The 21,240-nt window shown below is 59.8% G+C and carries 23 protein-coding genes and 4 pseudogenes; 7 read left to right on the top strand and 20 right to left on the bottom strand.

Going from position 1 to position 21,240, the window contains the following annotated elements; translation table 11 throughout:
• Positions 1–84: 84 nt before the first annotated feature.
• The 6 genes and pseudogenes from ACSQ3E_RS09580 to ACSQ3E_RS09555 form a co-directional block, all read right to left on the bottom strand.
• Complete coding sequence (locus ACSQ3E_RS09580) at positions 85–921, bottom strand: universal stress protein (RefSeq protein WP_436122528.1); 837 nt, start codon at positions 919–921, stop codon at positions 85–87.
• A gap of 272 nt (positions 922–1,193) precedes the next feature.
• Entirely contained in the window at positions 1,194–1,859 is a 666-nt protein-coding gene (locus ACSQ3E_RS09575; protein ID WP_436122527.1) for a phosphoribosyltransferase, read from the bottom strand.
• Between the two features lie 6 nt (positions 1,860–1,865).
• Positions 1,866–2,291, bottom strand: a complete 426-nt coding sequence (locus ACSQ3E_RS09570) for a DUF2267 domain-containing protein (RefSeq protein ID WP_436122526.1) — start codon at positions 2,289–2,291, stop codon at positions 1,866–1,868.
• Between the two features lie 403 nt (positions 2,292–2,694).
• Positions 2,695–3,227: pseudogene (locus ACSQ3E_RS09565) on the bottom strand (Hsp20/alpha crystallin family protein).
• A 289-nt stretch (positions 3,228–3,516) separates the two neighbouring features.
• Positions 3,517–3,987: a GyrI-like domain-containing protein gene (locus ACSQ3E_RS09560; RefSeq protein ID WP_436122525.1), complete on the bottom strand. Its 471-nt coding sequence runs from the start codon at positions 3,985–3,987 to the stop codon at positions 3,517–3,519.
• A gap of 21 nt (positions 3,988–4,008) precedes the next feature.
• Entirely contained in the window at positions 4,009–4,833 is an 825-nt protein-coding gene (locus ACSQ3E_RS09555; protein WP_436122524.1) for a universal stress protein, read from the bottom strand.
• A gap of 227 nt (positions 4,834–5,060) precedes the next feature.
• Here ACSQ3E_RS09555 and ACSQ3E_RS09550 point away from each other — a divergent pair, with 227 nt between their 5' ends.
• Positions 5,061–5,492, top strand: a complete 432-nt coding sequence (locus ACSQ3E_RS09550) for a potassium channel family protein (protein WP_436122523.1) — start codon at positions 5,061–5,063, stop codon at positions 5,490–5,492.
• Between the two features lie 680 nt (positions 5,493–6,172).
• Here ACSQ3E_RS09550 and ACSQ3E_RS09545 read toward each other — a convergent pair.
• The 3 genes and pseudogenes from ACSQ3E_RS09545 to ACSQ3E_RS09535 form a co-directional block, all read right to left on the bottom strand.
• Positions 6,173–6,505, bottom strand: a complete 333-nt coding sequence (locus ACSQ3E_RS09545) for a hypothetical protein (protein WP_436122522.1) — start codon at positions 6,503–6,505, stop codon at positions 6,173–6,175.
• A 56-nt stretch (positions 6,506–6,561) separates the two neighbouring features.
• Positions 6,562–6,609 (bottom strand): annotated as a pseudogene (locus tag ACSQ3E_RS09540) (hypothetical protein); the annotation flags it as partial.
• Between the two features lie 181 nt (positions 6,610–6,790).
• Positions 6,791–8,197: a cryptochrome/photolyase family protein gene (locus ACSQ3E_RS09535; protein ID WP_436122521.1), complete on the bottom strand. Its 1,407-nt coding sequence runs from the start codon at positions 8,195–8,197 to the stop codon at positions 6,791–6,793.
• Positions 8,198–8,346: 149 nt separating this feature from the next.
• Here ACSQ3E_RS09535 and ACSQ3E_RS09530 point away from each other — a divergent pair, with 149 nt between their 5' ends.
• Positions 8,347–9,138 (top strand): SDR family NAD(P)-dependent oxidoreductase, encoded by a 792-nt coding sequence (locus ACSQ3E_RS09530; protein ID WP_436122520.1) that lies wholly within the window; start codon positions 8,347–8,349, stop codon positions 9,136–9,138.
• A gap of 11 nt (positions 9,139–9,149) precedes the next feature.
• Here ACSQ3E_RS09530 and ACSQ3E_RS09525 read toward each other — a convergent pair whose 3' ends face one another.
• The 3 genes from ACSQ3E_RS09525 to ACSQ3E_RS09515 are packed head-to-tail and all read right to left on the bottom strand — an operon-like array spanning position 9,150 to position 12,513.
• Entirely contained in the window at positions 9,150–10,367 is a 1,218-nt protein-coding gene (locus tag ACSQ3E_RS09525; protein ID WP_436122519.1) for a class I SAM-dependent methyltransferase, read from the bottom strand.
• Positions 10,364–11,164, bottom strand: a complete 801-nt coding sequence (locus tag ACSQ3E_RS09520; RefSeq protein ID WP_436122518.1) for a DUF1365 domain-containing protein — start codon at positions 11,162–11,164, stop codon at positions 10,364–10,366. The genes ACSQ3E_RS09525 and ACSQ3E_RS09520 overlap by 4 nt, the downstream gene beginning before the upstream one ends.
• Entirely contained in the window at positions 11,161–12,513 is a 1,353-nt protein-coding gene (locus ACSQ3E_RS09515) for an NAD(P)/FAD-dependent oxidoreductase (RefSeq protein WP_436122517.1), read from the bottom strand. The genes ACSQ3E_RS09520 and ACSQ3E_RS09515 overlap by 4 nt, the downstream gene beginning before the upstream one ends.
• Positions 12,514–12,746: 233 nt before the next feature.
• Between ACSQ3E_RS09515 and ACSQ3E_RS09510 the strand changes: the two genes are divergently transcribed.
• The 3 genes from ACSQ3E_RS09510 to ACSQ3E_RS09500 are packed head-to-tail and all read left to right on the top strand — an operon-like array spanning position 12,747 to position 14,428.
• Positions 12,747–13,325: a sigma-70 family RNA polymerase sigma factor gene (locus ACSQ3E_RS09510; protein ID WP_436122966.1), complete on the top strand. Its 579-nt coding sequence runs from the start codon at positions 12,747–12,749 to the stop codon at positions 13,323–13,325.
• A complete protein-coding gene (locus ACSQ3E_RS09505; RefSeq protein WP_436122516.1) occupies positions 13,322–13,984 on the top strand; it encodes a ChrR family anti-sigma-E factor in 663 nt (220 codons plus the stop codon). Before ACSQ3E_RS09510 ends, ACSQ3E_RS09505 begins: the two co-directional genes overlap by 4 nt.
• A gap of 27 nt (positions 13,985–14,011) precedes the next feature.
• Positions 14,012–14,428, top strand: coding sequence for a DUF2177 family protein (locus ACSQ3E_RS09500; protein WP_436122515.1), 417 nt, complete (start codon positions 14,012–14,014; stop codon positions 14,426–14,428).
• An 87-nt stretch (positions 14,429–14,515) separates the two neighbouring features.
• Here ACSQ3E_RS09500 and ACSQ3E_RS09495 read toward each other — a convergent pair whose 3' ends face one another.
• From ACSQ3E_RS09495 to ACSQ3E_RS09475, 5 genes and pseudogenes are all read right to left on the bottom strand, one after another.
• Complete coding sequence (locus tag ACSQ3E_RS09495; RefSeq protein WP_436122514.1) at positions 14,516–14,719, bottom strand: tryptophan-rich sensory protein; 204 nt, start codon at positions 14,717–14,719, stop codon at positions 14,516–14,518.
• 64 nt (positions 14,720–14,783) lie between these two features.
• Positions 14,784–14,867, bottom strand: a pseudogene (locus tag ACSQ3E_RS09490) (hypothetical protein); the annotation flags it as partial.
• A gap of 48 nt (positions 14,868–14,915) precedes the next feature.
• A complete protein-coding gene (locus ACSQ3E_RS09485; protein ID WP_436122513.1) occupies positions 14,916–16,250 on the bottom strand; it encodes an MFS transporter in 1,335 nt (444 codons plus the stop codon).
• A 21-nt stretch (positions 16,251–16,271) separates the two neighbouring features.
• On the bottom strand, positions 16,272–16,670 hold the full coding sequence (locus ACSQ3E_RS09480) for a hypothetical protein (protein ID WP_436122512.1): 399 nt from the start codon (positions 16,668–16,670) through the stop codon (positions 16,272–16,274).
• A 66-nt stretch (positions 16,671–16,736) separates the two neighbouring features.
• Entirely contained in the window at positions 16,737–17,207 is a 471-nt protein-coding gene (locus ACSQ3E_RS09475; RefSeq protein ID WP_436122965.1) for a DUF3833 family protein, read from the bottom strand.
• A gap of 237 nt (positions 17,208–17,444) precedes the next feature.
• Here ACSQ3E_RS09475 and ACSQ3E_RS09470 point away from each other — a divergent pair.
• A pseudogene (locus tag ACSQ3E_RS09470) lies at positions 17,445–18,212 on the top strand (DUF2493 domain-containing protein); the annotation flags it as partial.
• Between the two features lie 23 nt (positions 18,213–18,235).
• Here the strand turns inward: ACSQ3E_RS09470 and ACSQ3E_RS09465 are convergent.
• Positions 18,236–19,123, bottom strand: a complete 888-nt coding sequence (locus ACSQ3E_RS09465; RefSeq protein ID WP_436122511.1) for a hypothetical protein — start codon at positions 19,121–19,123, stop codon at positions 18,236–18,238.
• 709 nt (positions 19,124–19,832) lie between these two features.
• On the opposite strand from ACSQ3E_RS09465, the gene ACSQ3E_RS09460 reads away from it, so the two are divergent.
• Positions 19,833–20,159: a DUF736 domain-containing protein gene (locus tag ACSQ3E_RS09460; protein WP_436122510.1), complete on the top strand. Its 327-nt coding sequence runs from the start codon at positions 19,833–19,835 to the stop codon at positions 20,157–20,159.
• Positions 20,160–20,270: 111 nt separating this feature from the next.
• On the opposite strand, the gene ACSQ3E_RS09455 is transcribed toward ACSQ3E_RS09460, so the two are convergent.
• Both ACSQ3E_RS09455 and ACSQ3E_RS09450 read right to left on the bottom strand, forming a co-directional pair.
• Positions 20,271–20,786, bottom strand: coding sequence for a GNAT family N-acetyltransferase (locus ACSQ3E_RS09455; protein WP_436122509.1), 516 nt, complete (start codon positions 20,784–20,786; stop codon positions 20,271–20,273).
• Positions 20,783–21,240 (bottom strand): acyl-homoserine-lactone synthase (locus tag ACSQ3E_RS09450; RefSeq protein WP_436122508.1); only part of this gene is annotated, 458 nt, incomplete at its 5' end. The genes ACSQ3E_RS09455 and ACSQ3E_RS09450, both read right to left, overlap by 4 nt.

The raw sequence follows: 21,240 nt of genomic DNA, 5'->3' as shown, positions 1-21,240 counted from the left end.
TGATGAAGCTGGCTCGATCCGAGCAGAAAGAACGTCAGCGCGGCAACTTCGCCGATGCCACGGCCATCGCAGCCCTCGCACGAGCTAGTGCGACATCAATATCGGAAGGCGGAGATCCGAGAGAACACCCTGTGTCGCGCCGCCAAGTACGAAATCCCGGACGCGCGAATGGCCATATCCGCCCATCACGAGCAAGTCCGTGCCCAATTCGATCGCTCGCTCCTGCAGCGTGACTGCGATCGGACAGTCTTCCGCTTTGATGTCCAGTGCATCAGCGTTCATGCCACGCTTTCTCAACAAAGCTGCCAACCTCTCGGCGCCGTCGGTTGCCTTCAGCGGCTTTTCGTCGATGACGGCAAGGACGTGGATCTTTGAGGCATGCGCTAGAAACGGCAGCGCGTCGGTAACTGCACGGGCGGCCGCCCGACTGCCGTCCCACGCGATCGAAACATGCTCTATCTTGGCCGCACTTGCCGAGTCAGGCAGCAGAACCGTCGGCTTGCCGGAACCGAAGATGACCGCCTCTGCAATCATACGGGAGGTCTGGTTGTCCGTTTCCCAACCGACGACAGAGATGTCAAAATACCGGGCCTGTTCCGCGGCGACATCACCCTGCGCCGCAAGGAGGATGGCCTCAGATGCAGTGGTGACAGCAACATCCTGTCTCGAACCCTCATCGACGACCTTTGCGAGGAGCCGCCCACCGGCTTGCAGGCTCAAGGTCTCGGCTTCTCGGATTCGTGCTGGAAGATCCAACAGAATGCGTGAAAGCGGGCTCGAAACTGGCGGAATTCTCGCATGGAGTGCAAGGACGTGCAGATCGGCATGAAGTTGCGCCGCAACCGCGACAGCGTTGACGGCGACAGCATCCGTGTTCGCGTCGGGATATGTCGCCAACGGAAGAAAAACCTGAGTTTTCATTCTGCGTCTCCTTAGGCAAGAGCTTTTGCATCAGGCAGTCAAACCGCCCCGCAATTGACCTACATTGATCGCTGCGACGGAGCGCAGCATTGATCTGGAGCAATCTCCCACGACGAAAGAGGGCCATAAGACGTGTGGACACGACTGTTGCCTCGCCGGTTGCAACCACGCTCAATATGGGAGCACCTAGTCTCCAAGCATGATGCTGCCGAACTGAGCTTCACCTGCAGCAACCGGACGCGATAGAGCCCAAGCGTGTGTCGAAGCTGATCTCATTTTGACGGATGCCGGAGCCTTCGCTCCTCGGCCGCACACCTGAGAACCTCAATCACATCGTCATCTGTCAGCTGCGGAAAACTAAGGTAGTGATACCCGAGCGCCAGAAAGCGTCCCGGCGTGCTTAGGCAGACGATTTTGTCCGCCTCTTGTTCAATGGTGGCGAGCGCATCTGACGGGGCAACAGGAATTGCCACGACGGTCTGCAGTGGGCCTCGACGCTTGATCGCGCGCAATGCCACCTTCATCGTCGTTCCAGTTGCGGCACCGTCGTCGACAAGAACCGCCGTCCTGCCTGCGAGAGATCTCGGTCCAGTTGAGCCGCGATAGAGCTGCCTTCGCCGTTCCAATTCGGGACGCTCCATCTTGATCAGAGCTGCCAGCTCGTCATCACTGAGCGAATACGCTTCAACAATCTCTCGATTGATGACCACGTCTGGCGGGTCACCATCTACAATTGCTGCAACCGCCAGTTCAGGGTTCCCTGGGGCTCCAACCTTGCGGACTATGAGGAGGTCGAGAGGTGCATCAAGTACTCTTGCAACGGCCGCAGCTACGGGCAAGCCCCCACGGGGAAGTGCCAGAACTACAGGCTTGCGGAGCTGGCTGGCCAGCAATTCGTGTCCAAGTTGTTCACCTGCTTCTTGTCTATCGCGGAACATCGGCTGTCATTCCGGCCACAATCGCCGCAGCGACTTGCGCATCGAATTCCTGACCTGAATGATCTCGCCGTGCGAAAGATGTCGATCCAGGAGACTGAAAACAGCACCTATCGCCTCGTCAAGATCAATGCTCGAATCGTGGCCAAAGGTTTCAGTAACCCGCAGCACGAACTCGCGCTTTTCACGCTCCACAGCCGGCGATGTGGCCGGATTCCATCCCTCGAAATATATCCCTCGGATCAACTCTGGCAGTTGGGACGAAAGGTCCGCCGACTCTTCGGGCGACAGCCAGTCGCGCAACGTTGGCAATACAGCTTTCATCAGCCGATGAGCTCGGTGCTCAGGCCAGCCAAGATCAGCTGCCAACTCATTTGCCCATTGCTGAGCCTGTTGCGCGGCATGAGAGAAACTCGAACTTGAAGCGTGGCTCATCGTCTTCACTCCTTGAGCATTACAGGAACAATGCGCTCTTCATGACCAGGCTTCATTGAGCAAGATCAATCCGAGATTGTCCGCGTCGGATACATGTCGTCAGTCGGATCTGGATCAGTTTTGGGACGCCCCGGAGGGAAAGTGCCCTCGACAGTCAGCAAGACATGCTCGGGTGGAGCCTCGCAGTCGCGCTGGCCAAAGGACTGTATTTCCTGCGACGTCGTCACGAAATATCTCGCGATCTCCTCGTCAGACAGACCAAGGTCGCGAAGGGCCGCAACGCTTGCCCACGGATCAGGCCCTAGTCGCGCCGTGCTGTTTTTGGACGTCAACCGCTCGCCTCCAATCCAGCCTTGCGTAAAGTGTCGGCGGCCGGTCGGCGTCGACCCTTGAGGTGTATTGCTTAGCCAGCCTTGACCGCGATCGTCTTCTCGGCCTTCTGAGCCTCTGCAGTCTTCGGCAGCTTCACCGTCAAGATACCTTTGGCAAAAGTCGCTTCGATCTTCTCGGCGTCGATGCCCTGTGGGAGCTGAAATGAACGCTGAAAGGAGCCATAGCGGCGCTCCGAGAGGAAATAATCCTTCTTCTTTTCTTCTCTCTCTTCGGTCTTCTCGCCTTTGATCGTCAGCAGATTGTTGGCGACCTTGATATCAATATTCTTTTCATCGGTCCCAGCTAGTTCGGCGGTAATTTCGTATTCCGTTTCTTTTTCGACGAGATCCATCGCCGGAACTACAGGCCAGGCGCCTCGTCGCGCCGTCCGCTCAAGCGTGCCAAGTGCTCGCGGAAATGCACCACGCCAATCGAAAGGATGAAAGTCATCGAACAGGCGATCGATCTCACGTCGCAGGCTTTCGAACGGCATCCAATCATTTGACCGAGAAGGCGCAGTTGCCTTCTCTACTTAACGGGCAATTTGGTCGGTGTATCAGCCATGGCGCGATTCCTCTTGGAGTACTTTGACTATTGCCTCCTTGAAGCTGCATCCCTCACCTCGGGACTAGGAAGGGTATCTAGCCAACCTGCCCCGAACATGCCTCAACGCGGCATGGCTGGCATGATAATGCGGACTCCGGTCGAACTCATTGATGTAGGTCAAAACCTGGCCGATTGACCGATAAACGTAAGACCGCATCTGGCGGCGGTTCTTCCACGGACCCTTCGCGCTCCCGCTATGTTGCCTAGGCGGACGTGATGAACGCCGGCCTGGTCAAGATCTAGCCTGTCAGGCTGTGCCCCGCACAGGCCAAAGCACTTCGGTTGTGGTCTCGTGTGGAGGTGTGCCAGGCGGGCTCAAATACGATTCCCACATGTCGTCGGTTGCTTCGAGACCCCGCATACGCATTTCGTCGAGCACCGCAGCGTAGGTATCGGCTAGGCGCTCGTATGCGCCGATATGCAACGCCCTGATCGCTTGTCCGGCGGCAGTCGCTCCAAGCCCCAATCCTGATCCACTCAAAGCCAGAAACTGGTCCTCGCGTATGGGAAAGCCCGCATCGAAAGTAACCTTGCCGTCACCGATCTCGCGATAGTGGGCCAGAGGAGGTCCCGCTGGCAGTACCCTGGCTTTCGACAGGGCTTCGCTTAGGGTCTCGAAACTCGCGGCCATCGCGCCGGAGATCTGCGGAAGAGCGCAACTCCGGGAAACATAAGCGTATGGCCGCGGAGACATCGAAACCAGTTCAAAGTCAGGCATCATTACACCTGGATAGCGCACTCAATTCGACATCAATCGGCTTATTGAGGAGCACCGAAGCAGGGAGCGAGTGACCCCGCCGAAGGCCCATTCCCTGATACGACTGTGGCCGTACGCCCCCGAAACGATCAAATCGGCACCGACCTCCGCGGCAATTTGGACCAAGGTCTCGGACTCATCGGCGCCCCCGACATCGATGGCATCTGCAGTTGCTCTTATGCCGTGCCGACCCAGGTATTTGACCACGTCGTCGCCGCTCTGCCGAGCCGCAGCGAGATTGTTGCTTTCGAGGGTCGCGACACGCACCTGAGACGCTGAAGATAAGAACGGCAAGGCGTCAACGACTGCGCGACGGGCCTCGCGCGTGTCCTTCCAAGCGATTAGGACTCCCTCAGCCTTGACGGGTTGGAAGTCGAGAGGTGCCAGTAGCACTGGTCTGCCGACTGAGAGAAGTAGAGTTCCATGATCTACCGTGCGGCAGCTGTCAGTTGACTGAGGCCTTGGGCAGTTCAGGATAATCAAATCTGCAGCGCGCGCATTAAGTGCCATCAGTTGGGTGGGGTTACCTAGCTCGCCTCGCCATGTGATGCGACGGTCGCCATCGACCTGACGGAAGAAGTCCTCCTTAACCTTGATGAGGTTGTCTTCAATCTCATCGACTTGGCGCCGCATCTCGTCAGCGATTGCCACGTCGCTATCACCCACCGGCATCACATACCGGGGCTCAGCCGCGCAAAAGCCGATAAGGTCCGCATCGAACTTCAGGGCGAGCGACTTCGCGAAAGCGACACGAGGACCGACGGGACTATCGATATCGAGTTGAAGCATTATGGTGTTGAAGCTCATTGGCCTGCTCCTTGATTGAGGAGACAATGCCCCCTCAGAACAACAGCGCTTTGACGTGTGTCAAAAGTTGCATAGGAAATCTGTCATATTTGACCAAGGTCAGGCAGGCGCGGTCCGCAGGTCAGATACCAGCGAACAGCAAAATTGGGTGGAGACATTCAGGCCTGCTGGTACAAAGATTGATTTCGCACAAGGACCAAGGCTTCTGAGTGGCTATTGTTCCGAGCATGATCCTCAATCTGCTCATCGGCACAATCGTCATAAGTCTAACGGTCCTGGTCCACACCTTTGGTCTGATCGCCGTTACGCATTCGATGCGATACCTTGTCGCCCGGTTTCGCATGCACGGACGCCGCAGCCGCATCGTCGCGATGATCAGCGTGGTGATGGGGCTTTTTGCCGTCATGACTACCGAGGTCTGGCTCTGGGCCGGCCTATACTGGTTGCTTGATATCTTTGAGGACTTCGAAACCGCCCTGTATTTCTCGACCATCACCTTTTCGACGGTTGGTTATGGCGACGTTGTGCCCGCGCACGCATGGCGCGTCCTGGCGGCTCTCGAGGGCGTGAACGGATTTCTTCTAATCGGCTGGTCGACGGCCTATCTGATCGCCGCTGGAACTCGGATCGGTCCGTTCAAGGCCGGGGAGCATTTCTGAGAGTGCCGCCGACTGCTTAGTGGACTCGGTGACTGCCTCCAGCGGTGCTGACGGACAATTCTATTCCGCCGTCGTTCGAACGCAGACGAACACCATCACAATGACGTATCCAACAATAACCAGTACGAGCCCCCGACAAAAGGAACCGAGAGTGTGCAATTGGCCCGGATCAAGCGCTCGCAGTAAGTCGTTCTAACAAGCGAGCCACCGATCAACATTTCCGACCGCTGCGAATTCACATAAGCTGCCCGGCCGCATGAGCCTTCTCATTGAGCCGTCTGGTTCGTGCCGGCGCGGGCACGTCTGGCAAGTCCGATCCGCAGCGCGCCCTTGAGCGAATACCCGCTGGATGCGGCGTCGCCAGCGGCAAGCCAGGAAGCCAGCAGAACGAGGGAAGAGCCGCCAATGGTCTGGCTAACCTCCTGTTCGATGGCCCGGTAAGGCATTGGTGGGGGCCGACCTGAGAAGCCCCTAGGTACTGATGAGCGACAAAACCGGAATAGTCGTCCAGCACCTTGTCGATCCTACCATGTGTCTTCAGAAACTCGGCCGTCAGCCTTAGCGTCTTGGCTGCGCCGTCTTCGGCGCCACCGCCCAGCCAGGTACAGGAAGCCTGTTCCTTCAACGACGGATACTTGTACTGGGAAAGATCTTTGCTGCGAGTATTTGTTCAAGGTCAGCTACGAGGTAAGTCGCGTCATTATACGCCATCCCGCCTCGATAGGCGCGGGTGCTTCTTCCCTCAAGTCGAGGGGTTCCTGGGCAGCGCCCTTTTCGACATCACGCTCTTGGACGGCTCGAAACAAGCGCTGCAAAGTTGGCAGTTCGGTCAGGCCAAGCAACACGATTGGATAGTGCTCGTAGACAGGCACTGTCGGCGCGAGAGTCATTCGCATGTACCAGTCGCCGTCGGCCGGATCGGTGATGCCGTTGTGGAAGAGGCGATAGAGATAGGAGCCGCCGATTGCCGGAGGGCCGAGGACGAAGGTATCGGCGGCGGATGCGCATGCCAATCGACGATCTTGATGCCGTCGCCGGTTGTTTCCGCCCCGGCTCCGCCGAGATTGGTGAAGAAGACTCGCGTCGCGCCGATCCCAAGGATAGAGTCCCCGGTGATGGCGAGAAGATCAGTCAGGGAAAGGTCGCCGCCAAGCTCTGCCTCGATCTGCAGAAGCCGCCATTGCCGCTGTAGCTGCCGTCGACTGTGAGCGTGCCGATGCCGCTGATCCCGCGAGCAATAGCCTCACCCAAGAAGGATCACTCTTCAGGGGGCAAGCCAGTGCCCGCTGTGTCTGGCTCTACCGCTTCAAACTTTCGCGAGCCCCCCTCTGCGAAACCTTGAGATCCACGATCGGGCGCGAATAGGTCTGACCTAACACGACGCCTGCGCTGGCGAGCACGCCCTCGGGCGCATCGAACGGCCGGTGAATCCAGATATCGGGCATAGCGGCCAGTTCCGGCAGCCAGCGGCGGACGTAGATCCCGGCAGGATCGAAGCGCTCCCCCTGCAGCAAGGGATTGAAGATGCGGAAATAGGGTGCTGCGTCCATGCCGCATCCCGCGATCCATTGCCAGTTTCCGGGGTTGCTGGCGTCGTCGGCATCTACCAGCGTATCCCAGAACCAATTCTCTCCCATCCGCCAATCGATCAGCAGATTCTTGGTCAGGAACGACGCCACCAGCATACGCACCCGGTTATGCATCCAGCCGGTCTCCCACAGCTGGCGCATGCCGGCGTCGACGATCGGGATGCCCGTGTATCCGCGCGTCCAGGCCTCGAAAGCGCCCTGGTCGTCGTGCCATTTCAATCCGGCAAGCGTATCGCGGATCGCAGTGCCGGCGATGTCGGGGTGGTGGTAAAGCTGGTAATAGTTGAAATCGCGCCAGATCAGTTCGGACAGGAACTTTTCGACAGCGGTTCGCTTTGCCGGAGACTCGGCGGCGACTGCTTGCGCGGCATGCCAAACCTGCCTGGCGCTGATCTCGCCGAAGCGCAGGTGCGGAGAAACGGCCGACGTGCCTGCGATTGCGGGACGATCGCGGTCCTCGACATAGCCTTCAAGCGCCTCGTCGAAAAACCGCAGCAGCGCCGCTGTCGCGCTGGCCTCACCGACAGACCAATGACTTTCGAGCTTTTGCGCCCATTTCGGTTCGACGGGATGCGCGGAGGCACCCACGCCCGCCGACTCCCCCTTCCCGGCCAAGGGGCCCGGCAGCGGAAACGCTACAGGCCACTGCCGCACGACCCTGGCGAAGGGGGTGTAGACCTGGAACGCACCGCCGCTGCCGGTCTTAACGTTCCACGGCTCGACCAGGACGTTACCGCCAAAGGATGTTGCCGCAATCCCGACATTTAGAAGAGCGGTCTTGATGGCGGTGTCAATTTCACGCGCAGCCGGTGCATAGCGGCGGTTCCAGAAGACGCTGGTGACACCAAGCAGCCTGGACGTGACCAGCACGATTTCTTGCGGGTCGCCGGTTTCGACTAGCAGTTCGATGCCGGCAGCGGCCAGACTCCGCTCGAGCGACGCGAGGCTTTTGTATAACCACCACGAGGCCGCGCCTCCCAAAGGCCGCGAGCCGGGGCTCTGCTCAAGCACATAGAGGGCAGCGACACTGCCTCCCTGTGCTATGGCGGCATTGAGCGCCGGATTGTCGGCCAATCTGAGGTCGTCGCGAAGCCAGACCAACGAATGGACCGTCATGGCAATTGCTGCCTGTCTCGGCGGGTGCGTTGGATCACCGCCACGTGAGGCGGGTAAACCATCCCGACAGTTTCATGGGGTGCCCATTGAACCAACTGCCTGCTGGGCGCGTAACAGAAGTGTAAACTGGATTTTGCACGGAACCCGCCATGGACGGAAACATGAATGTCGACAAGCGTGCGGAGGCTGCGACGCGAACCGGCAGGTCGGCATGGGTCACTGGCGCGGGGTCCGGCATCGGCCGTTCTCTGGCGCAGCGACTCGCCCAGGAGGGCTGGAACGTCGCTGTCAGCGCGCGGACGGTACGGGACCTCGCTACGCTGGCTGAAGCGTCTGATCGTATCCATCCGTTTCCGCTCGACGTCACGGACGCGGAGGCTGTGCTTGCCATCGTTGCCAGCATCGAGGATCACCTTGGGCCGCTCGACCTGGCTGTGCTGAATGCCGGCAGCTATGCCCACGACTCCGCCGCGCAATTCGACTCCGCCGCTTTTCGCAGCACCGTCGAGGTCAACCTGATGGGCTCCGTCCATTGCCTTGCCGCTCTGATGCCGCGCATGCTGGTGCGCAGGTCGGGACACATTGCCGTGGTGTCCTCGGTCGCCGGCTATGTCGGACTGCCCGGTGCCGCCGCTTATGGCGCGTCCAAGGCCGCGCTCATCAACATGTGCGAAGCGCTCTACCCCGAACTCGCCGCGCACAACGTTCGCCTGAGCCTCATCAACCCGGGTTTCGTCGACACGCCGCTGACGCAGAAGAACGACTTTCCGATGCCCTTCCTGATTTCGACCGACGCGGCAGTCGATCACATTATCGCCGGGTTGAAATCGCGGCACTTCGAAATTGCCTTTCCCTGGAAGATGGTGTTGTCGCTGAAGCTTCTGGCGGCATTGCCGGCACGGCTGCGCTTTGCCGTAACGCGGCGCATGGTTCGCGACTGACCACGACCCCTTCAATCTCTCGCCAGCAGGAACTGACCGACGTCGATCCTCCCGCTACGGAAGCCTGTGGCGCAATAGCGAAGATAGTAGCGCCACATCCGCCTGAAGCGGGCGTCAAAGCCGAGCGGCTCGATGTGATGCCAGGCGGCGACGAACGCCCTGTCCCAGGCATGCAGCGTCTTATCGTAGTCGGCCCCAAAGAATTTCACGTCAACCACCGACATCCCCCGCTCCGATGCGACGGCGGTGAAGGCCGTGGGCGATGGCAGTATGCCGCCCGGAAAGATGTAGGTCTGGATGAAGTCGGCGTTGCGGCGATAGTGGGCAAAGTGTTCGTCGCCAATGGTGATGACCTGGACCATGGCGTACCCGCCGGGCTTGAGGAGCGACCGGAGCGCGTCGAAATAGGTGGGCCAGTTTTCCTCTCCGACAGCTTCGAACATTTCTATGGAAACGATCTTATCGAACCGCCCGGCGCAGTCGCGGTAGTCCTGAAGCCGGATTTCGACTTTGTCTGCAAGATCGGCTTGGGAAAGGCTTTCCCTTGCGAACTTTGCCTGCTCACGCGAAAGCGTGAGCCCGGTCACTCGACAGCCCGTCTCGCCCGCCGCATATTTGGCAAAGCCACCCCAGCCGCAGCCTATCTCCAGCACATGATCATCCGGGCCAAGATCGAGCGCCGCGACGATGCGGGCGTATTTGGCTCGCTGCGCATCGGCCAGGGATTGATCGTCGCTCAGGAACAACGCCGACGAATAGGTCATCGTCTCGTCGAGCCAGTGCCGGTAAAAGTCATTGCCCAAATCGTAGTGGAAGGCGATGTTGCGCCGGCTGCCAGTGCGCGTATTGGCGCGAAGCCGATGCCGCAGGAAAGCGATCAGCCTGGCTGGCCCCGATGTTTCGAGGACAGAACCGAGCGCGGCTTCATTTGCAAGACCCAGTTGCATCAACGCGCCAAGGTCGGGCGTGTCCCAGTCGCCATCGACATATGCGCGAGCTAGGCCTAGGCTGCCGGAGCTTGCCAACTTCCACACCAGCCTGCCCGACCCCACGTTGAGACTTGCCGGGGGACCCGGTTGCGCCCCTTGGGCGTGATGCATGCTGCCGTCGGCAAAGCGGATGGTGAGCTGGCCCGCGACGATCCTGTCGGCCCAGCGGCAGAGAAGTCTCGCCCAAAGCGGCCGGCGAAGCCTCCTCGCGGAGACCGACTTTCCTGCGACATTGGTCATGAATGCTGGTTTCCTGAAATCTTGCCCGCCACGATGGTCGTGGCCACCCTGCTTGCTGCGGCACGATGGCTGTGCACGGGAATGCCCTTCCACCAGATGCGCAGCGCCTCCCAGTGAATGCCCACGGTCACCTTTATCGTCATCAGGGGGTAGCGGAACAGCGCACGCACAAGCGCTCGATCCGACAGCGGCTCGCGCTGGCCTGAAAACGAGGCGACCAGAAGCAGGCCCTCCGCGTCGGATTCATCGATGCGTACGAGCACCTTGTTGCCCGGCGGCTCGATGTGGAATCGGTAGAAGCACGACATCGGCGTGAAGGGCGAGACGTAGAGTTCCTTGGCGCACCCCTGTCGCACAGGCCCCGTCGTGCCGTCCTCGACCGGAATTACATAGGTGTGGCGCTCGCCGAAGGTATTGCAGACCTCGTAGAGGATGGCCCTAAGCGCACCGCCCGACGCGTAGCAGAAGTAGACTGTTAGCGGATTGAAGACGTAACCTAAGATGCGGGGATAGCAAAGCACCCGGATGCTCATGCCCTCCTCCAGCCTGTCGGCTTCGCGCAATCGCGCTTCGATCCAGTCGCGCAGGCCGCCGGCGCTGCCGTCGCCGTGATCGGCGTCCCAGAAGCTCAGCATGGCCCGCCGGTTGTAGCCGAAGAGACGGTACACGCCACTCGTGGCTTGCAGTTCGTCGAAATCGAGTAGCAGCGAAAAGACGCGGTAATACAGCCTGTGCCGGCGCGGCCGGACGCGCATGTGCATCACCTCGCCCAGGAACAGTGCCGACTGGCCACTCATTCCGCAGCCTCCAGTTGGGGCTGGAGCGCAATGCGCCCGGATTCGTTACGCACGTGCCAGGGCCGCCGCACATCGGTAACGCTCTCGGCCGCGGCCAACCCAGCCTGCAATCCGTCCTCGTGGAAGCCGAAGCCGAAATAGGCGCCGCAAAACCAGGTGTTGCGCCTGCCCTGCAGGCGCCAGAGCTGCTGCTGGGCGTCGAGCGCGCGCTGGTCAAACAGCGGATGGGTATAATGATAACGTCCGATGACCTTCGATGGTGCAGCCTCTCGGGTAGGATTGAGCGTCACGAACAGCTGATGGCGCATGTCGAGGTTTTGCAGCCGGTTCATCCAATAGGTCACGCACAACGGTTGGGCGTTTTCGGTTCTGCTTTCGCCGATATAGTTCCAGCTCGACCAGACACGCCGGCGCTTTGGCATCAGGCTTTCGTCACAATGCAGCACTGCCAGATTTTCAGTGTAGCGGAAGGCGCCAAGCAGGTCGCGCTCCTCATGGTCGGCATCGGCCAGCAGGCCGAGCGCCTGATCGGCATGGGTGGCAATGACGACATCGGTGAAGGTATCGGCATTTCCCGCCATGTCGGTGACGACGATACGGCCGCTTTCCCGCGAGATGCTGCGGACCCCGACGCCGAGCCGGACGCCCTCGATAAAGCTCGCGCTCAGCCGATCGACATATTCGCGGCTGCCGCCAAGAACAGTTCGCCACTTCGGCCGATCGGCCAGGCTGAGCAGACCATGGCTGGCAAAGAACCTGACAAAGGCAAGCAGCGGATATGCGCGCATCTCGCGCGCCGTTGTCGACCAGATCGCCGCCCCCATCGGCAATAGATGGTCCTCGATGAAGGCTGGCGCATAATCGTTGCGGTCGAGATATTCGCCGAGGCTGACGCTGTGGAGGTCTGCTCGAAGCAGCAGAGCAGGCGCCTCGCGGTAGAAGCGCAAGATATCACGCATCATCCGCCAGAAGCGTGGCCGTACAACATTGCCGCGCTGGCCGATCAGGCCATTGATGCCAGAGCCGGAATATTCGAGCTTGCCGCCCTCGAGCGAGGCCGCGAAGGACATGTTGGAGCTAGCAGTCGGCACCCCGATTTCGTTGAACAAGGCAACGAGGTTGGGATAGTTGCGCTCGTTGTAGACGATAAAGCCAGTATCGACGGGCAGACTTCCGTGGCTCGTCGGAACCATGACCGTGTTTGAATGACCGCCCAGGCGTTTGTCACTCTCATAGAGTGTCACGCTGAGCCTGCGACTGAGAAGCCAGGCAGCAGAAAGGCCCGCAATCCCCGATCCAACGACCGCCACGCGGCGGGCATGATCAGGCAACTCTTTGTTGGTGTGCATTCCCACTTTCTGCCTTTCCGATCTTGCTGCGTACTTGTTTGTTGATACGCATCGCAGGTCGCGCCGGATCGGTAGGAGGCGAAATTTCGTGCATCGGTGATCCGACGGGTGAAAGGCGACGTATCTGCGGCATGGATACGTTCGTTCTCATAAGCGCGCCGGCGTGGCAGAAACGCTCTATGGTGGGGCATTGGCGCTCCGCGCCGCGGCATTGCGAGTTGGGAAGTTTGAGTATGCGCCGCAAGACTGATGCCGACCGGACACCCGACATGGTCGCACTTTTGTGCGCGGTCGGTGCGCGGCGCGACCTCGAAGCTTATGAGGTGCTGTTTCGCCACTTCGCGCCACGCGTCAAAGCCTACATGGCACGCTTGGGCGGCGACGGTCAGCTTGCCGAGGAGCTGATGCAGGAAACCATGATCGCGGTATGGAACAAGGCCGACAGGTTCGATCCGTCGAAGGGCGCGGTTTCCACCTGGATCTTCACCATTGCGCGCAATTTGCGCATCGATGCGTTTCGGCGCGAGAAGCGGCCGGACTTCGACCCCAACGATCCTGCTTTCGTGCCTGACGACGCTGCCCTGGCCGATGCTGAGCTCGACGCACGCGAGGTGTCCGAGCAATTGCACGAGGCAATCGCGGCGCTGCCGGAGGAACAGGCGGCACTTCTGAAATTGTCCTTCTTCGAAGACCAGTCGCACAGCGCGATCGCGACGCGCCTGAATCTCCCTTTGGGAACGGTCAAGTCGCGCATGCGCCTGGCCTTCGAAAAACTGCGCACCGCGCTCGCTCACTTTGGAGACGTATCGTGACTATTCGTCACCATCTAAGCGACGACCTGCTCGTCAGCTATGCCGCCGGCAGCCTCGCTGAAGGCTGGAGCATTGCGGTCGCCACGCACCTTGCCCTTTGCCCATCATGCCGGCGCAGCCTGTCGGTGGCCGAAAGCATTGGTGGCGACCTGCTCGAGAACATCTCCGACAATGCCTCTGTCGATCATTCATGGGCCAGCGTGCGCGCACGCCTGCAGCAGGCGCCGAAGATTGCAGCACGCGGAACCCCCGAAACGCCACCCGCCGGCTACAGCGGCGGTTTGCCTGAGCCGTTGCGCTCCTATGTTGGCGGTGACTTTGATACTCTCAAATGGCGTCCGCTCGGGCGCGGGGCCTACCATATCCCGATTAGGACCCGGGATCGCGAGACCATGGTGCGGCTGCTGCGCATCCCAGCCGGCAAGCCAGTGCCGGAGCACAGCCATGGCGGGCGCGAGCTCACCCTGGTGCTCAATGGCAGCTTCGTCGATGGCGGCGAAGTGTTCGCACGCGGCGATATAGAGGATGCCGACGCCAGCCTGACGCATCAGCCCGTGGCCACGCCGGGCACCGACTGCATTTGCCTTGCGGTAACGGACGCGCCGCTGAAGTTCCGTAGCTGGATCGTTCGCGCGATCCAGCCGTTCCTAGGAATCTGACCGGGCGCCCTCGCCCTGAGAGCGCCAATGATCGCAATTTACGCCATCGCCTATGCCGCCACTGCCGTCGTCTTCTTCGGCCTGGACTTCGTCTGGCTGTCGACCATCTCGACCAATTTCTATCGCAGCCGGATCGGCATACTGCTTCTCGATCAGCCCAATCTTGGCGTCGCTGGCCTTTTCTATCTCGTCTATGTCGCTGGCATCGTGCACCTCGCGGTGACACCGGCGGTGAATGGCGCGAGCTGGGCGACGGCGCTGGTCAATGGCACGCTGCTCGGGCTCGTCGCCTACGGCACCTACGACATGACCAACCTGGCTACCCTGAAGAACTGGTCGGTCTCCGTTAGCGTCGTCGACATGATTTGGGGCATTGCGCTCACCGCAACCGCAGCAACTTGCGGATATTTCTTCACTGCCTGGATGCTAGCGAAGGCCGGCTGACTGTTCCCAGCCGCGCAGGCAGCGAGGCACGTGCGACACGACCGGCGACACCCTGTTCTGTTTAGGCCGGCAACAATCAGTTCATCGTCACCCACGCCCGCAGTTAGATGCCGCATAAGGGATAAACAACACTGCCCCCAGCCTGTCCTTGTTCCAGGCGACCGCGATGAAGGCCAGCACGGCCACCAATGCTGCGACTACGACTACCAAGGCCAAACCCGGCTGCTGCGCCCCGAAGAACACGGGCGACCACAGGAAATTCAGCGCTATCTGAACGAACCACAACTTCATCGCGTTGCTGTTTCGATCGCGAACCCAGCACCGTCCACACCGGGGCAAAGACCCAGTTTGGCGGCGTGAACGACGGCTTGTTCAAGCTCGTGTACCCAGCATGAAAAACATGAGCGAGAAAACTTTCGATATCAAGGTTCCTTTCCATCGGCAGGTGATGACGAGAAGCGGACGACTATCGCAGGCGCACTTGGTTCTATGAGCCTTGATGTGCTCGCCCCGTGCTGTCGATGCGGGCTCGCAAAGATCGTTGTGCATCTTCGCCGAGGGGAAAATTCCACATCACGGCAATGGCTGCGGCCTTGGGCAAAATAGGTAGCCAGGCATAGAGTGCAGACAGCGTAGCGAGGGCTGTCTCCGGCATGGCTTGGCCACCTGTAGCGTCAAAACCCGACCAGGCAAGAATGGGGAATACCAAGCCGACGCCGAGCGCAAGCGATAGCTTGGTGGCCAGCCCCCAGGCGGCAAAATAGAGCCCCGAACGCTGCTCGCCCGAACTGGCCGTGTCGTAGTCGATGACATCGGCCTGTATGGCTGGCGGCAAGGCGAGATCGAAGCCCAGAAGCAACCCGGTCGCCGCGCAGATGATGGCGAAAGGCACGATGTCGCCAACTCCAAGGAAACCGGCGAAGGCGAACACCGCGCAGGCGACGGTCATCGCCCCACACCACGTACGGTGCTTGCCTGCTTTTGCTGCAAGCCAGACGGCCAAAGGCACACCGAGCATTCCGCACAGGAAATAGAGGAAGAGCAGCGGGCCGCGCAGTTCGGCAGCGCCGAGCCGTTCGGAGACAAAATAGAGAAACAGCGTCGCCGGGATTGCGTTGGCAAAGCCGTTAAGAAGGAACGCGGCAATGAGCCGGACGAACGGCCTGTTGCGCACAACGAAGTGCAGGCTGACCGTCAAGCTCAGCTTCCTCGTCGAACGATTGGCCGGCTCCGGCACGGTCTTGACGGCAAGCACGGCGGCAGAAGGCAGGAGCAAGATCGTCAAGACGGCGACGGCGGCCAAGCCGTGGAGGCCGTCTATGTTGTCGAGGCCAACCGCGAAGGGCAGCACGACTGCGATAAGCGTTCCGACCAGCGTCGCCCCTTCGCGAAAAGCTGAAACCACCGAACGCCCGCGATAGTCCGTCGACAGTTCCGCACCCCAGGCCGCATAGGGCAACATCGTTGCGGTATAACCGACCGAAAGCAGGGTGCCCCAAAAGGCGAGATAGCCAACACCAGCGCCCGACGGCGGCCAGAAGACCATGAATGCGGCCAGGGCCGTCAACGGTACGGACATCAGAAAGAATGTCCGCCTGCGCCCGGATTTGATGAATACTTGGTCGCAGAGCCAGCCGATCAGCGGATCGCATGCTGCATCAAGCAGCCTGATCAGTAGCAGAACCGTTCCGACGGCAGCGATCGGAACCCCGAGATTCTGCGCGTAGAAAGTCGGCACGATGACGTAGAGAGGCAGTGCCACTGCTGCCAGCGGAATGGCCGGCAATGCATAACACAACAGCGTTACGGCCTGTCTCGACACGCGACATTCTGCACTGGCCATCTAGTCGCCTATGCGTGCGGTGCCCTTGGCCCCATCGTCGCGGACCCAGGAAATCCTTCGCTCACCGAGCGACGTGATCTTGAAGCAGAACTGGCGTCCCTTGTACCAGCTTGGCCATTTTTGGCAGAGAGAGTTGCTCTCGATCCACCAGCGGCCTTCCTCCTTTGGCGCGAACATGCTTGCCGCCGAAATTCCCGAAACATCCCCGACGACAACGCCATCCGTGCGATAGCGCAAAGGCAAGGCAATGCCGAACGGCGTGTCCAGCCGCACGGTCTCTCCCGCGATCAGCTTCTTGATCTTGGGCCCATCCAGTTCCTCGGCCGACGCTGCGCCGGCAGCCAGACTCACCGTGGCCAGCAGACCCCATGCGAGCGTTCTTGGTGTCTGATTTGACAAGACCCACTCCCTATTTCTTGACGGTGCCCGGCAGGGCGTAAGCTGACCGGCTGGGAATCTGCACGGTCAGCGGCGACGAAACTCCACCCGTGTCAGCGCTACGGGCAGCCCAAACTTCGTCACAAGTGCCTTGTTGAGCACTGTGCCATCGTCCTGCAGCCTCATCGTGTCGTAAAAGCGCACTCGGTTGCTCTTGCTGCTGGCATCGAGATCGACAAGGTAGCTGAAGCGTGCGGTATTGCCGCTGATCGTCACCAGCGTTTCCCCGATCACGTCCTCGCGTGTGCCGCGGTACTTGCCCCGGGCGACCCTTTCGAAGCGCCAGGTCTTTCTGTCGCGCTCGCCATCGTCATAGGCGAAGTCCTCAACCAGCGTCAGCGTCTTGCCGTTCCATTTGCCCATGAGATCGACAGTGAACTTGCGCTTGACGCCGTTGATAGCGCTGAAGCCGCCAACAGCTGATGTTTTTCCGGCAAAATAGCCTTCCAGTGTAAAGTCACCTGCGGCCGCAGGTGCCAAGCCAAGCAGAAGTGTCATTGCCAAGCCTGGCAAGCCGAATTTCCCGCCGTACATCGCTTGCCTCCAGCCTGTCGATAACCTGAACTCAAAGCTTGATACGGCACCAAAGCCCGGCTGGATCACTCGTTGAACGCAAAGCGGGCTTGGCACTAAACGGTGGCAAGTGCTAAAGCCACGGCTTCCTCCACTGTGCTCATCGGCTTCTTGATGTCGGGGTCGCAGCCCTGGCGAACCGGAGATGAACTTCCTTGCCGGGTCTTCGACGCCCTCGTGGTGGCACTTTCCGATACCCGCCTCGAGCCCGACCTGGAAGAACTGCTCTGGGGCACGGTCAATCTCTTTCACCGCGCAGTCACTCGAATTGAACGCGAGCTCGACGACAACGAAGTCGCCCAGCATCGCCTCCAGCGCGAGCAGGATGGGTCCGAGGTGAAATCGGTCGAGCTCGAACGCCTGACTGCGCAGGGGCAAACCGTTCTTGAACGGCGTAACGCTTTCGAACTGATGCGCGACCAGGCAGCCGAACAGTTCGAACGCTCCACCCACTCGATCTGGCGGCCACGCAGCGGCTCGATGGTCAGCCATCGAAACCTTACCGCAGCACTGATCGACAGCCGGGACTTCCTTGCCGCCAAGCGACGCGCCGACAATGAGACACTCCTGCCGCCCGGACCCAAAATTGCCCTCACTGGCGGGGTCGACTTCAACGACCATCGCTTGATCTGGGCCAAGCTCGACCAGGTCCATGCCAAACACCCTGACATGGTGCTGTTGCACGGCGGAAGCCCGAAAGGCGCCGAACTCATTGCCGCCAAATGGGCCAGCCACCGCAAGGTTCCGCAGATCGCCTTCAAGCCCGACGGGACCAAACATGCCAAGGCCGCGCCGTTCAGACGCAACGACGCAATGCTCGAGGCGATGCCGATCGGCGTGATCTGGTTCCCCGGCACGGGAATTCAGGACAATCTCGCTGACAAGGCGCGCAAGCTCGGCATCCCCGTCATGAGATCCGGCGGCACATGAGCCGCCGGGTATTGGCTTCCCGGTTACAAGACAAGTCCCATCTTATTAGCCGCTCGAGTGGCCAGTTTCTTGGCCCCGCTATCATTTGGATGAATCTCATCATGCCAAAGTCGGCCGATAGTATTACGGAAATCCACGACCAGCGCGCGCCCTCCACTGCCTTTGGCGACGCTTAGTAGCGCATCGTAGAAGCGGTCAACGAGGACTTTGACTATTTCGCGGGGCAAACGAGTGCCGGTGTCAAACCCCAACTGTTCAAACCTTCGCCCCAGATACTGCCCCCCAGGTTTTGGGATGGAGTAATCGTATCCATGCATGACAAGCTTGGTACGCTTCGGCGCACTCCACGTTATCGTCTCGCGAAGAACGGTGCGATAATCGCGGGCTACTCCTCGGAGAAAGTAATCGAACTCATCCTTCACATACGTCTTGGCGTCCTTTGAGCCGTCTCCTTCGTCATACGGGCGCACAAAATTCTTCATGGCGTCACCGCCGAAGAAGTCGACACCGCCACCCGAAAAGACAAAGAAATCGAACGTTCCCGCGCTCAACGGCTGCTTGTACTGCTTAGCTCCAAACGTCTCGCGGAACGTGTCTCCAGGCCAGCCAATATTGTTCACATAGTACTTTTTGGCGATCACATCGACGAAAGTGTCAGGCTGCCCTGGGATATCTGTAAATATGTTCACCCATGAATCTCCCTCAGCCAAGATCTTCTTCTTGGTCGAATACGCGCGATCAGGTTTTTCGCTGAACGCCCGTTCGAAAATGGCTTGATCAGAGGCGTCTTGATGCTCTTTTCTGACATCCTTCTTGCGTCGGATGGTCAACATGAATGCGCGATCTGGATCTGGAACTACCTCGATCCCTGATGCGATTATCTTCGCACGCTCTTCGTCGTAAGCAGCCATTGTGTATCCCCCAAATTGTGAAATTCACGGCAAGTATATTGTCTCCAAATATTTGAGATGTGAAGCACCCACCAGGAGCCAGGCTGCACGTTGCTGAGCAGCATCACCGGTTCATCGGCACGAAGTCCAAAACGCTCTCGATGAGAAGTCACATCCTTCATCGTCACCGGTTTACGCAAGGAGCAACACAGAATTCCTGCCATCAGCAACGGCTCCAGGCGGGGTCGCATCCCACCAGGCGTTCTCGGCCATTTTCGAGCGATGAAGCAGCGGCAGGCACAATCCCCGCAGACTCTAGTAATGTTGGCACGTGGCGCGAAAGCGTTTGACGAGGTTTGATACGGCCAGACTTGCAGAATTTCGGGCGATGCGCACGGCGCGCAGTGTTGGCGGCGAGAGATCAGGATGGCACGAGGTTTCCAGAGGTACCCTCTTGATCCATCACACTGACGCACACCAAAGCGGTCTCATCGATGGGTGCTTTTTGCCTGGGGTCGGCTTCGCCTGATCGCCTTCGGCGCAATGGCTTATCGCCACTTTCTTCCCCTGCCGCTGCGCGCCATTCCTCGCGGGCAACAAAGTCGCGCTAGCGCCATCCTCCGCTTACGCTTCAGCCCATGGGTGCGCCGTCGATCACCTCCAGACTGTCGATCACCATCGAGACCGCAATGGTGCGGGCTCGAAACAGACTGGATCAAGGAGAACTACCATGGCTACCATCGGCACCTTCAAGAAGTCCGCCAACAACGAGTTCACCGGCGAAATCGTCACCCTCAGCGTTCTGGCCCGCAGCGTCCGTATCGTCCCCGAAACCCGCACCACCGGCGACAACGCTCCCAGCCACCGGGTCTTCGTCGGCCGCGCCGACATCGGCGCCGCCTGGACCAAGCGCTCCAATGAGGGTCGCGACTACCTGGGTCTCAAGCTCGATGACCCGAGCTTCAATGCACCCATCTTCGCCAACCTCTTCGGTGACGAGGACGGTGACGGATACAGCCTCATCTGGTCTCGCCCGGGTCGCCGCAAAGGCGAGTAACGCCCCCTCTCAAGCCCGCCCGGATAATCCGGGCGGGTGCTTTCCGCTCAAAACAGCCCATGGCCAAACAGTCGCCTGGCCTCGAAGAAGCGAGTGCCGGCAAATTCCCCGCTACGGATCAGCAACAAACTTTTTCAGAAGTTCGGACACGTCACAGGTTAGGACGATTTCCGCCCCCAACCGCCCGGCGAAAGAGCAACCGGAACTTTCAAAACCACAGCGGCGGTAAAGCCGGAGCGCGCTGGAATTTTCCTCGTTTACGCTCAACGTCAACGCGGAGTTCCCTGGACGATGCACAGCGATCCAAACCGCCGCTAGCGCCAGAGCCGCGGTGCCGAAGCCCCTCCCCTGTGCCTTTCGGTTGATGCGGAAGTTGTGCAGGCTGATTGAACCAGGGTTTGCCCAGTACGGCAGCGCTGATCCCTCTCGCAGCATTAGGAACCCCACTGTCGCGCAGTCCACCGTCACGAGGAATGGATGGCACAAACTTGGTTCGGGCCGCCGCCTCAGCCTCTTGTAGATCGTTGCCATGCTGCCGCCAGCGAGATCTTCGTCGTGCTCATCCAGTTCGATGCCCGTCACCGAAGCAACCTCATCGATCTGGAGCAGTTTAAGAGCGATCTTCATGCGCCCGCACCGGCCAGCGCGCTCGTGTTTCCAAGCCCGTAGGCAACGCGAGTGGACTGCAGTGCGCCTCCGTCAACATCGATCAGAAGAGCAACGATCCTGCCGTGAGGATGATCAAGGACCTCGCCAAGGCGGATAACAGACCAGCCAAGCTGCTCCAGCCGTGCCGGCCAAAAGTCCTCACACACGACACTCAGCTTGCCTATCCCTAACCTCAGGCATGCTTCGAGAAGCCCGCACAATACGAGGCCAGCTGCTTGTGACGATCCACCCGTCATTCGCAAGGATGGAACGACAAAAAATCGGGTCCACTCATAGAGATCGGCGTCTCTCGGCGGCGCACCTCTGGCAAGCATTGGGAAAACATCCGAAAGCAAATGCGGTTTCGTCGTCGGCACCAGACGAGACCCAGCGACTATGTTTCCGCTGCCGGCTATTCCAAGCAGGTAGATAG

It is taken from the genome of Aminobacter sp. LjRoot7, assembly GCF_964252895.1.
Classification (GTDB): Bacteria; Pseudomonadota; Alphaproteobacteria; order Rhizobiales; family Rhizobiaceae; genus Aminobacter; species Aminobacter aminovorans_B.
Note: the sequence above shows the minus strand (reverse complement) of the source record. Positions and strands in the feature narration are given on the sequence as shown.

Coding starts and splice junctions, on each gene's coding strand:
- ACSQ3E_RS09580 (WP_436122528.1), bottom strand. CDS start 921: ATGAAAACTCAGGTTTTTCTTCCGTTGGCGACATATCCCGACGCGAAC.
- ACSQ3E_RS09575 (WP_436122527.1), bottom strand. CDS start 1,859: ATGTTCCGCGATAGACAAGAAGCAGGTGAACAACTTGGACACGAATTG.
- ACSQ3E_RS09570 (WP_436122526.1), bottom strand. CDS start 2,291: ATGAGCCACGCTTCAAGTTCGAGTTTCTCTCATGCCGCGCAACAGGCT.
- ACSQ3E_RS09560 (WP_436122525.1), bottom strand. CDS start 3,987: ATGCCTGACTTTGAACTGGTTTCGATGTCTCCGCGGCCATACGCTTAT.
- ACSQ3E_RS09555 (WP_436122524.1), bottom strand. CDS start 4,833: ATGAGCTTCAACACCATAATGCTTCAACTCGATATCGATAGTCCCGTC.
- ACSQ3E_RS09550 (WP_436122523.1), top strand. CDS start 5,061: ATGATCCTCAATCTGCTCATCGGCACAATCGTCATAAGTCTAACGGTC.
- ACSQ3E_RS09535 (WP_436122521.1), bottom strand. CDS start 8,197: ATGACGGTCCATTCGTTGGTCTGGCTTCGCGACGACCTCAGATTGGCC.
- ACSQ3E_RS09530 (WP_436122520.1), top strand. CDS start 8,347: ATGGACGGAAACATGAATGTCGACAAGCGTGCGGAGGCTGCGACGCGA.
- ACSQ3E_RS09525 (WP_436122519.1), bottom strand. CDS start 10,367: ATGACCAATGTCGCAGGAAAGTCGGTCTCCGCGAGGAGGCTTCGCCGG.
- ACSQ3E_RS09520 (WP_436122518.1), bottom strand. CDS start 11,164: ATGAGTGGCCAGTCGGCACTGTTCCTGGGCGAGGTGATGCACATGCGC.
- ACSQ3E_RS09515 (WP_436122517.1), bottom strand. CDS start 12,513: ATGCACACCAACAAAGAGTTGCCTGATCATGCCCGCCGCGTGGCGGTC.
- ACSQ3E_RS09510 (WP_436122966.1), top strand. CDS start 12,747: ATGCGCCGCAAGACTGATGCCGACCGGACACCCGACATGGTCGCACTT.
- ACSQ3E_RS09500 (WP_436122515.1), top strand. CDS start 14,012: ATGATCGCAATTTACGCCATCGCCTATGCCGCCACTGCCGTCGTCTTC.
- ACSQ3E_RS09495 (WP_436122514.1), bottom strand. CDS start 14,719: ATGAAGTTGTGGTTCGTTCAGATAGCGCTGAATTTCCTGTGGTCGCCC.
- ACSQ3E_RS09475 (WP_436122965.1), bottom strand. CDS start 17,207: ATGACACTTCTGCTTGGCTTGGCACCTGCGGCCGCAGGTGACTTTACA.
- ACSQ3E_RS09465 (WP_436122511.1), bottom strand. CDS start 19,123: ATGGCTGCTTACGACGAAGAGCGTGCGAAGATAATCGCATCAGGGATC.
- ACSQ3E_RS09460 (WP_436122510.1), top strand. CDS start 19,833: ATGGCTACCATCGGCACCTTCAAGAAGTCCGCCAACAACGAGTTCACC.
- ACSQ3E_RS09455 (WP_436122509.1), bottom strand. CDS start 20,786: ATGAAGATCGCTCTTAAACTGCTCCAGATCGATGAGGTTGCTTCGGTG.